Here is an 8475-nt window from a genome sequence, read left to right on the forward strand (position 1 = left end):
CGGCATTGCTGCCCGACAGATGGCCGCAAGTGACCTTCACCCAGCGGCGTTCCGGATCGGCGCCTGGCACCAGGATCAGATAATGCGTCGGCGCGTCCTTGTTGCCGGCAAGCAGTTGGTAGCTTTGTCCGGCATCGGTTGAGACGTTGCCGGGGTTCTTGCCGTTCTTGATGGCTTGCGTTGCCGGACAGGCGGCATCGGCAACGAAGGTGCCGCTCATCTTGACTTCGGCATGCGCAGCATTGGCCAGCGACGCCGCCAGCAAGGCCAATCCGAAAACGACATCGATGCGCATGAGAATCCCCGGCTTAGAAGTGGGCGATAGACTGAAGCTGTCTCCATGTCAGAATTGCGATACTTTGCTGGTCAAACGCAAGAAACATCGTCGCGCAAAAACGGTTGCTGTGGATTGACGCGTAACCGGCGGCGGCGCAAACAAAGCCAACAGCGATAAAACGAGGGGGAGAGCGGGCGGCCATGCCTTTCCATCAACAACGCATGGTCCGCTCACCGACCGGCGCCGATCTCAATCTCCTCGTCAGCCGCGCCGAAGGCAAACCGCGCGCGGTCGTCCAGATCAATCACGGCCTTGCCGAGCATGCCGCGCGCTATGCCCGCTTTGCCGATTTCCTCTCCGCGCGCGGCTTCCACGTCTATGCCCATGACCATCGCGGTCATGGCGCGACCAAGGCCCCCGATGCGCCGCTCGGCAAATTCGCCGACACGGACGGCCCGGCCAAGGTGATCGCCGATGTCGATGCCATCCACGATCTCATCGCAGGCGAATGTCCGAACCTGCCGGTCATCCTTTTCGGTCACTCGATGGGCGCCTCGGTGGCGCTGAACTACCTTTTCGACCACTCCCCGCGCCTCCATGCCGCTGCGATCTGGAACGGCAATTTCTCACAAGGGCGGCTCGGGCAGGTAGCGCTCGGCATCCTTGCCTGGGAGCGGATGCGGCTGGGCTCCGACGTCCCATCCCGCCTGCTGCCGAAACTCACCTTTCAGGCCTGGGGCAAGGCGGTGCCCAATCACCGCACGCCGTTCGACTGGCTGTCGCGCGACGAGGCCGAGGTGGCGAAATACGTCGCCGATCCGCTGTGCGGCTGGGATGCCTCTGTGTCGATGTGGCGCGACGTGGTCTCGATGGCGCTCAACGGCGGCAACGATGCCGCCTTCGCCGGCGTCCGGCGCGGCCTTGCCGTCGCTGTCGTCGGCGGCGAGAAAGATCCCGCTTCGGACTATGGCAAGGGCATCATCCACCTTGCCAATCGCATGCGCGGGATGGGCTTTTCGAATCTCGTTTCAAAGGTTTACGCCGACACCCGCCACGAAAGCCTGAACGAGGTGAACCGCGATATCACCATGAACGATTTCGCCAGCTGGGCCGACAGCGTGCTGAAATAGCGGCCCGCATCCTTTTCGAACCGGACCGTTGGCCTATTGCAAGGGCCGTGACAGCCGATGCCGGGCTTGATAGAGGCTCTGCTTTCGCGGCAATCATGATGATTGCCGCAATCACGGTGACTTATGGCCGAACCACCCCTGAAAGGCGTCCGCGTAATCGAACTGGCCCGCATCCTCGCCGGGCCATGGGCCGGGCAATTGCTTGCCGATCTCGGCGCCGACGTCATCAAGGTCGAAAGTCCCGATGGTGGCGACGACACCCGCAAATGGGGCCCGCCCTTCGTCATGAGCCATGACGGCGAGAACCTTTCGGCCGCCTATTACCATTCCTGCAACCGCGGCAAGCGCTCCATCGCCATCGATTTCTCGACGCCGGAGGGCGCCGAGACCGTGCGCCGGCTGGTCGCGACGTCGGATGTGCTGATCGAGAATTTCAAGCTCGGCGGCCTGAAGAAATACGGGCTAGACTATGACAGCCTGTGCAAGATCAACCCGCGCCTCGTCTATTGCTCGATCACCGGCTTCGGCCAGGACGGGCCCTATGCGCCACGCGCCGGCTACGACTTCATCATCCAGGCCATGGCCGGCATGATGTCGATCACCGGCGAGGTCGGCCGCGAGCCGCAAAAGGCCGGCGTCGCCATCTCGGACATCTTCACCGGCCTCTATTCCGTCATCGCCATCCAGGCCGCCTTGCGGCATGCCGACCGGACCGGCGAAGGCCAGCATATCGACATGGCGCTGTTCGACGCGCAGATCTCGGCGCTCGGCAACCAGAACCTCAACTATCTCGTCTCCGGCAAGTCGCCGGTGCAGATGGGTAATGCGCATATGAACATCGCGCCTTACGAGGTGGTGCCGGTCCGGGACGGCCACATCATCCTGGCGATCGGCAATGACGGCCAGTTCGCCAAATTCTGTGCCGCCGTCGGGCTGGATGAACTGTCGACCAATCCCGACTTCGCCACCAATCCGGCCCGGGTCGCCAACCGGGCGAAGCTGCGCGAACGCATCGTCGAGGCGCTGAGCACGCTCGATCGCGACCCGCTGCTGGCAAAGCTGGAAGCGGCAAGCGTGCCGGCGAGCCCGATCAACACGATCGGCCAGATGTTCGCCGACCCGCAGACGATCGCGCGCGGCATGCGGCTCGACCTCGACGACGGCCATGGCAACCTTCTGCCCTCGGTGCGCGCGCCGATGGTGATGTTGGGCACGCCGCTGGTCTATGCGCGCCCTTCGCCGCGCCTGGGTGAACACACAGACGAAATCCTTGCCGAACTGGAGAGATCAGCGAAATGAAGACCGGTGGACAACTGATCGTTGAGGCGCTGGAAGCGAACGGCACTGACCGCATCTTCTGCGTGCCCGGCGAATCCTATCTGGCGGTGCTCGACGCGCTGCACGATTCATCGATCCGCACCATCGTGTGCCGCCAGGAAGGCGGTGCTGCGATGATGGCCGACTGCCAGGGCCGGCTGACCGGCAAGCCCGGCATCTGCTTCGTCACCCGCGGCCCCGGCGCCACCAACGCGTCCGCCGGCATCCACATCGCCATGCAGGATTCGGTGCCACTCGTTCTGTTCATCGGCCAGGTTGCCGGCCATGCCAAGGAACGCGAGGCGTTCCAGGAGGTGGACTACAAGAAGTTCTTCGGCGACATCGCCAAATGGGTGGTCGAGATCGATGACGCCTCGCGCATCCCCGAATTCGTCACCCGCGCCTTCGCGGTCGCGACATCGGGCCGGCCTGGCCCGGTCGTCATCTCGCTGCCCGAAGACATGCTGACCAGCGAGGTCGAGGCTCCGGAAGCGCTTCCCCACACGCCTGTCGAGACCTATCCCGGCGGGGTCGAACTCGACGCGCTGGAGATGCTGCTCAACGGCGCCAAGCGACCATTCGTCATCCTCGGCGGCACACGCTGGGATGAGGAAGCGGTTGCACGCATGCGCACCATATCGCAGACATGGTCGCTTCCCGTCGGCTGCTCTTTCCGCCGCCAGATGCTGTTCGACCATCTTCACCCGAACTACGCCGGCGACGTCGGCATCGGCATCAACCCCAAACTGGCCGCGCAGATCAAGGCGGCCGACGTCGTGCTGTTGATCGGCGGGCGCATGGGCGAGATGCCCTCCTCCGACTACACGCTGCTGAAAAGCCCCTACCCCGACCAGGCGCTGGTGCACGTCCACGCCGACGCCGGCGAGCTGGGCCGCGTCTACCGGCCGACGCTGGCGATCAACGCCTCGCCCGCCGCCTTCGTCGAGGCCTTTGCCAAGCGCAAGCCGGCCGGGACGCCATCTTGGGCGGCCGAGACGGCGAAAGCGCATAGCGCCTATCTCGAATGGTCGACGCCGCCGCAGACAGGCCCGGGCGCGGTCCAGATGGGCCCGATCATGACCTATCTGGAACAGGAGTTGCCGCACGACTCCATCTTCGCCAACGGCGCCGGCAACTACGCGACCTGGGTGCATCGTTTCCACCGCTTTCGCCGTTTCGGCACGCAGGCGGCGCCGACCTCCGGCTCGATGGGCTACGGCACCCCGGCCGCGGTCGCCGCAAAGGCGCTTTATCCGGATCGCACCGTTGTCGCCTTTGCCGGCGACGGCTGCTTCCTGATGAACGGCCAGGAATTCGCCACCGCCGTGCAATATGACCTGCCGATTATCGTGATCGTCGTCAACAACGGCATATACGGCACCATCCGCATGCACCAGGAACGCGAATATCCCGGCCGCGTCGTCGCCACCGATCTCAGGAATCCCGACTTTGCGTCGCTGGCACGCGCCTATGGCGGCCATGGCGAGACGGTCGAGAGGACGGCGGACTTCGCGCCGGCCTTCGAGCGAGCCCGCGCCAGCGGCAAGCCGGCCATCGTCGAAATCAGACTCGACCCCGAAGCGATAACGCCAACCCGCACGATGACGCAGATCCGCGACAAGGCGTGATCCAAATAGAAAAGGGCGGTCGCCCGCCCCCTTTTCAAGCGGATTCCGCTATTTCGCCGCCTCGATCTGCCCGCGGATCTCGCCATCCTTGTTGGCGGCGGTGTGAACGTTGACATAATAATTGCCGGCCGCCAGGTCGGCGGCTTGCGCGTCCGTCAGCGTTGCCGAACCCTTGATCGGGCTCTTGAGCTTGCCTTTGAACGGGATGACCGGGGCGGCGTTCGCCCCCATCGCCGCCGGGCCATGAATATGCGCTGCCGTCGCCGGTCCGCTGAGGCCGGAATATTTGACGTTCCAGCTGAGCTTCTTCTTGGTGGTGTCGAAGGTGAGCGTGGCGGTGCCTTTGCCCTTGGTGGTGACGGGCGGGTTCTGCTGGCCGCCATCGAGCGTTGCCTTGTACTTCACCACCTCGGCCATTGCTGGCGAAGCGAGCATAAAGGCGGTCGAAACGGCAAGAGCCGAAAGCACCGGCAGGAAAGAATATGTGCGCATGAAGAACCTCCGATTGGCTGTCGCATGGGTCACGGCCCCCGACGCGCGCATGCTCCAACGCAACGGCTGGAGCGCGCAATGTTTCCCCGCACACGTTTTTGTTACCAGGAAAGCAAAAGGGGGCGATCGCTCGCCCCTTTGCAGGTTCCAAAGAGAAGGCTTCAGGCCAGCGCCAGCGCTTGCGTCAGGTCAGCGATCAGATCGTCCGGATGCTCGACACCGATCGACAGCCTGACCGTGGTCTCCAGCACGCCGATGCGCTGGCGCACGTCGAAGGGAATGCCGGAATGGGTCATGGCCGCCGGGTGGCTGGCGAGCGATTCCGTGCCGCCGAGGCTTACCGCCAGCTTGAAGATCTGCAGGGCGTTGAGAAACGCGAAAGCCGCCTTCTCTCCGCCCTTGATGTCGAAGGAGAAGGTCGAGCCGGCGCCGCTGCATTGCCTCGAATAGACGCGGCCCGCCGGGGTATCCTCGCCAAGGAACGGCAGATAGTGCACCTTCTCGACCTTGGCATGATCGCGCAGGAATTCGGCGACCAGGCGCGCATTGTCGTTGGCCCGCTCCATGCGGATCGACAGCGTCTCCAGCGAACGGCCGAGCATCCAGCAGGAATGCGGGTCGAGCTGGGTGCCGATCGCGCCGCGCAGCGCCTTGATCGGCTTGGTGACCGCCTTGCTGCCCATGGCAGCGCCCGCGATGAGATCGGAGTGGCCGCCGACATATTTGGTCAACGAATAGACGGAGACATCGGCACCATGTTCGATGGGCCGCTGGAACACCGGGCCGAGCAGCGTGTTGTCGCAGACGATGATCGGTGTTGACCCTTGGCTTGCCCCAATCTCATCGGCGATTGTCCTGATCAGCGCGATATCGACCAGGCTGTTGGTCGGATTGGACGGCGTCTCGATCAGGATGACTGAAACGCGCCCCTTCGCCACCGCGGCGTCGGCGGCCGCGCGCACCGCCTTCTCGTCGACACCATCGGCAAAGCCGACAGCGCCGATGCCGAAGCCGGACAGCGTGCGCGTCAGCAGCGTCTCGGTGCCGCCATAGAGCGGTTGCGAATGCAGGATGACATCGCCTGGACGGGCATAGGCGAGCAGCGTCGTGGCGATCGCCGACATGCCGGAGGAAAACAGGATGCAGGCATCCGTGCCCTCATAGATCGACAGCCGGTCCTCGACGATCTCGCTGTTGGGATGGTTGAACCGCGAATAGACGAGCCCCGAAGTCGTGCCGCTCGGCGGTTCCTTGCGGCCGGACGTGTAGTCGAAGAAGTCGCGCCCCTCTTCCGCCGATTTGAACACGAAGGTCGAGGTCAGGAACACCGGTGGCTTGACGGCGCCTTCCGACAGCTGCGGATCGAAGCCGTAGCTCAGCATCAGCGTCTCCGGATGGAGCCTGTGGTTGCCGATATGGGTTTTCGACGGGCGTGGCGCGGTCATGGCTTTCCTGCTTCCAAGGGATGTCACGCCGCAATTTATGCGATCCGGATCAGCCAGTCCTTGCTATTCTCGGGCTCGCATGGCTGCATGTTGGCAACAAACTGCCTAAAGAGACCGAAAATGCAGCAGAAGATAGCCGATGATTTCGACCTAAGGATTCTGCGCGAACTGCGGGCCGACGCCCGTATCACCAATAACGACCTGGCCGAGCGCATCGGTCTGTCGCCGTCTCCTTGCCTGAGGCGCGTGCGGCGGCTGGAGGAGACGGGTGTGATCAAGGGTTACACCGCGCTGGTCGATCCCGCCGTCTTCGGCTGGAGCATGGTCGCCATCGCCACAATCCGGCTCGGTCGGCAGAACGAGGACGAGATCGTCATGTTCGAAGAGGCGATCCGCGGCTGGGACGAGGTGCTGGAATGCCACCTTGTCACCGGTTCGCGCGACTATGTGCTGAAGGTGGTGACGGGCAGCCTCGAACAGTACGAGCGCTTCATCAAGGAAAAGATCGCGCGACTGAAATGCGTCGCCTCGATCGAGACCAGCTTCGTCATGAACACCATAAAGGAACGGCGCCTCTGAATGCATGCCGCTCAAAAATGCGAAGCGGTTTTGGGACAACGGCATGCATCAAACAATGGAAAAGAGCGGTTCTTTCGAACCGCTCTTGGCGCCGTTCCATTCTACGTCAGAGCACGACCCTTGCGGGATCACGCTCTGCAGGTTACTTGATCGCCTTGTCGGTGATCGCGGTGGTGTAGGCGCCTTTCGGCTCCTTGGTGATGATCTTCTGGTCGAGCAGCGCCTTGGCGGTGCGCTCGTAGGTCGCCGGATCGAGCTTGCCGTCGGCATTGTCGATCAGCTTGGCGACTTCGCTCATCATGCGCTTCTGGTGGTTCTCGTCCTGGCCGCCGCCATCCATGACGATGCCTGCCGCCTCGTCATTGTTGTCGACGGCGTATTTCCAGCCCTTCATCGAGGCGCGCACGAAACGCACCATCTTGTCGGCGAAGGCCGGATCCTTGAGCTTGTCTTCCGACGCATAGAGCCCGTCCTCGAGCAGGTCGTTGCCCATCGCCGAGTAGTTGAACACGGTCAGCTGTTCCGGCTTGTAGCCGGCGTCGATCAACTGCCAGTACTCGTTGTAGGTCATGACCGAAATGCAATCCGCCTGCTTCTGGATAAGCGGCTGCACGTCAAAGCTCTGCTTGAGCACGGTGACGCCGTCCGGGCCGCCATCGGTCTTGAGGCCGAGCTTGTTCATCCAGGCATAGAACGGATACTCATTGCCGAAGAACCAGACGCCCAGCGTATGGCCCTTGAAGTCGGCCTCGGTCTTGATCGGCCCGTCCTTCGGGCAGACCAGCTCCATGCCGGCCTTCTTGAAGGGCTGGGCGATGTTGACCAGCGGCACGCCCTTTTCGCGCGCGGCGAGCGCGCCGCCCATCCAGTCGACGATGACATCGGCGCCGCCACCGGCGATCACCTGCTCGGGCGCGATATCCGGGCCGCCCGGCTTGATGTCGACGTCGAGGCCTTCTGCGTCATAGAAGCCCTTGGCCTTGGCGACATAGTAGCCGGCAAACTGGGCCTGTGTGACCCATTTCAGCTGCAACGTCACCTTGTCGGCGGCCATTGCCTGGAAGGCGGCGAGCGACATCGCGCCGGCCAGAACTGGAATGACAAGTCTTTTCATGTTTTTACCCTCTGAAGTTAGCACCCTTAAACCCACCGCCCCTATCCACCACGGACAGAGGGATGCCAAAACGTGACGGCTCTTTCGACAAGAGCGACCACGCCATAAAAGACCGAACCCGCAAGTGCTGCAACTGCGATTTCGGCCCAGACCATGTCGATGTTCATCCGCCCGACCTCGGTCGAGATCCGGAAGCCCATGCCGACGACGGGCGTGCCGAAGAACTCGGCGACGATGGCGCCGATCAGCGCCAGCGTCGAGTTGATCTTCAGCGCGTTGAAAATGAAGGGGGCCGCCGCCGGCAGCCTGAGCTTGATCAGCGTCGGCCAGTAGCCCGAGGCATAGGTGCGCATGAGGTCGCGCTCCATATGGCCCGATGCGGCGAGCCCGGCGACCGTGTTCACCAGCATCGGGAAGAACGTCATGATGATGACGACCGCCGCCTTGGACTGCCAGTCGAAGCCGAACCACATGACCATGATGGGCGCCACGC

General features: G+C 63.2%; 8 protein-coding genes and 1 pseudogene. 4 read left to right on the forward strand and 5 right to left on the reverse strand.

Going from position 1 to position 8475, the window contains the following annotated elements; all coding sequences use genetic code 11:
- A pseudogene (locus tag C1D09_RS26150) lies at nt 1-295 on the reverse strand (ribonuclease T2 family protein); the annotation flags it as partial.
- A gap of 182 nt (nt 296-477) precedes the next feature.
- On the opposite strand from C1D09_RS26150, the gene C1D09_RS26155 reads away from it, so the two are divergent.
- From C1D09_RS26155 to C1D09_RS26165, 3 genes are all read left to right on the forward strand, one after another.
- Complete coding sequence (locus C1D09_RS26155; RefSeq protein WP_143976961.1) at nt 478-1407, forward strand: alpha/beta fold hydrolase; 930 nt, start codon at nt 478-480, stop codon at nt 1405-1407.
- A gap of 123 nt (nt 1408-1530) precedes the next feature.
- Nucleotides 1531-2706 carry a CaiB/BaiF CoA transferase family protein gene (locus C1D09_RS26160; protein WP_143976962.1) on the forward strand — a complete coding sequence of 392 codons (1176 nt, stop codon included), beginning with the start codon at nt 1531-1533 and terminating at the stop codon, nt 2704-2706.
- Complete coding sequence (locus tag C1D09_RS26165; RefSeq protein WP_143976963.1) at nt 2703-4352, forward strand: thiamine pyrophosphate-binding protein; 1650 nt, start codon at nt 2703-2705, stop codon at nt 4350-4352. Before C1D09_RS26160 ends, C1D09_RS26165 begins: the two co-directional genes overlap by 4 nt.
- A gap of 48 nt (nt 4353-4400) precedes the next feature.
- Here the strand turns inward: C1D09_RS26165 and C1D09_RS26170 are convergent, their stop codons facing one another.
- Together C1D09_RS26170 and C1D09_RS26175 are read right to left on the reverse strand one after the other, a co-directional pair.
- On the reverse strand, nt 4401-4844 hold the full coding sequence (locus C1D09_RS26170; RefSeq protein WP_143976964.1) for a CHRD domain-containing protein: 444 nt from the start codon (nt 4842-4844) through the stop codon (nt 4401-4403).
- Nucleotides 4845-5005: 161 nt separating this feature from the next.
- The gene (locus tag C1D09_RS26175) at nt 5006-6289 is read right to left on the reverse strand and encodes a cystathionine gamma-synthase family protein (protein WP_143976965.1); all 1284 of its coding nucleotides are present in this window, start codon (nt 6287-6289) and stop codon (nt 5006-5008) included.
- A gap of 120 nt (nt 6290-6409) precedes the next feature.
- On the opposite strand from C1D09_RS26175, the gene C1D09_RS26180 reads away from it, so the two are divergent.
- Nucleotides 6410-6868 (forward strand): Lrp/AsnC family transcriptional regulator, encoded by a 459-nt coding sequence (locus C1D09_RS26180; RefSeq protein ID WP_143976966.1) that lies wholly within the window; start codon nt 6410-6412, stop codon nt 6866-6868.
- A gap of 142 nt (nt 6869-7010) precedes the next feature.
- On the opposite strand, the gene C1D09_RS26185 is transcribed toward C1D09_RS26180, so the two are convergent.
- Together C1D09_RS26185 and C1D09_RS26190 are read right to left on the reverse strand one after the other, a co-directional pair.
- The gene (locus tag C1D09_RS26185) at nt 7011-7982 is read right to left on the reverse strand and encodes an ABC transporter substrate-binding protein (RefSeq protein ID WP_143976967.1); all 972 of its coding nucleotides are present in this window, start codon (nt 7980-7982) and stop codon (nt 7011-7013) included.
- A 41-nt stretch (nt 7983-8023) separates the two neighbouring features.
- Nucleotides 8024-8475, reverse strand: a 452-nt coding sequence (locus C1D09_RS26190; protein WP_143976968.1) for an ABC transporter permease, incomplete at its 5' end; no start/stop codon positions are given.

It is taken from the genome of Mesorhizobium intechi (genome assembly GCF_002879535.1).
Lineage (GTDB): Bacteria > Pseudomonadota > Alphaproteobacteria > Rhizobiales > Rhizobiaceae > Mesorhizobium > Mesorhizobium intechi.

Bases quoted from the DNA above. Each gene is read 5' to 3' on its own strand.
- C1D09_RS26155 (WP_143976961.1), top strand. From the start codon at position 478: ATGCCTTTCCATCAACAACGCATGGTCCGCTCACCGACCGGCGCCGAT.
- C1D09_RS26160 (WP_143976962.1), top strand. From the start codon at position 1,531: ATGGCCGAACCACCCCTGAAAGGCGTCCGCGTAATCGAACTGGCCCGC.
- C1D09_RS26165 (WP_143976963.1), top strand. From the start codon at position 2,703: ATGAAGACCGGTGGACAACTGATCGTTGAGGCGCTGGAAGCGAACGGC.
- C1D09_RS26170 (WP_143976964.1), bottom strand. From the start codon at position 4,844: ATGCGCACATATTCTTTCCTGCCGGTGCTTTCGGCTCTTGCCGTTTCG.
- C1D09_RS26175 (WP_143976965.1), bottom strand. From the start codon at position 6,289: ATGACCGCGCCACGCCCGTCGAAAACCCATATCGGCAACCACAGGCTC.
- C1D09_RS26180 (WP_143976966.1), top strand. From the start codon at position 6,410: ATGCAGCAGAAGATAGCCGATGATTTCGACCTAAGGATTCTGCGCGAA.
- C1D09_RS26185 (WP_143976967.1), bottom strand. From the start codon at position 7,982: ATGAAAAGACTTGTCATTCCAGTTCTGGCCGGCGCGATGTCGCTCGCC.